1 protein-coding gene and 1 pseudogene are annotated in these 1006 nt (G+C 46.9%); both read right to left on the reverse strand.

What is annotated here, in order from left to right:
• Window positions 1-614: pseudogene (locus tag A3762_RS03555) on the reverse strand (hypothetical protein); the annotation flags it as partial.
• Between the two features lie 154 nt (window positions 615-768).
• The coding region (locus A3762_RS03560) for a helix-turn-helix domain-containing protein (protein ID WP_068754121.1) at window positions 769-1006 on the reverse strand (238 nt) is incomplete at its 5' end.

The following is a 1006-nucleotide window of genomic DNA, read 5'->3' on the forward strand; positions in this document are numbered from 1 at the left end:
CCATTGCATACGCGGTCAGCACCTTCGGTTCCTCCGATTGCTCCACCAAGTGTGAAGATGCCTGCCAGACCTGACATCGCAGCGTCGAAGTTTACAGACACACCACCTGAAGGTGTGTAGGCCGTGTTGTAGTTTGGAGAGCCCGCTAGTGCGTTGCCCGCAATGTACATCATTTCCGTTGCGCCTTGGCTGTGGCTAACTACCCAGAAAGTGTCATTGGCAGCACATTGTGTGTTCGCTTCAGGGTGAATGTAGCCATCGCCATTACCTTGGCGAATTGCAATGATTTGACGTGCAATTTCACCTGCCGCTTCATCGCGCCACCATTGATAGCCCGCTTCGTCTGTAGAGTTGTAGCCGACAATTGCGTAGTTATCTGTTGAACCAGCAATAAGCTCGGTGATCGCGCTGTTTCCAGCATACTCGCTAAAGTTGTAGTTGCTCCAATAATCTAAAGCAGGTTGGTTTGTGCCGCTTTTGAATGAGCCGTCTGTTCCATGGCCGTGAACCATGATGTAGCAGTTGTCAGCCGCTGCTTGGCTTGCGCCAAAAGCAAGTGCTGAACCGAAAAAGAGTCGTGCGAGAAACCCAGGTTTCTTGGTTTTAGTTTCCATAATCAGGCCTTTAGTTCGTCTATATTGTTTTTATTGTGCATCCTGCTTCGGCAATGTTTGCCGATTTACTGCCCAGTTGTTCCTAGGATGCGATTATTCAACGAGATGGCAATAAGTGCTATGACAGAAAAGGACAGATGCATGGCTCTAGAGGTCAAGATTTTTGATGTTGCTGAAGTTGGTATTCTTTTGGTGAGGCGCTTTCCCAGCGTTTAAACGCACGACTAAATGAACTCGCGTCGTTATAGCCAAGAAGAATCGCTATTTCTTGAATAGTTTGTTTGTTTGAACTGAGAAGCTTTTTGGCAATGTCGTGTCTTTCTTGATCAACGATTGTTTGAAAGCTAAAGCCTTGAGCTTGTAGGTGTCGACGTAAACTTCTTGAAGACATA

This window comes from Oleiphilus sp. HI0125, assembly GCF_001635355.1.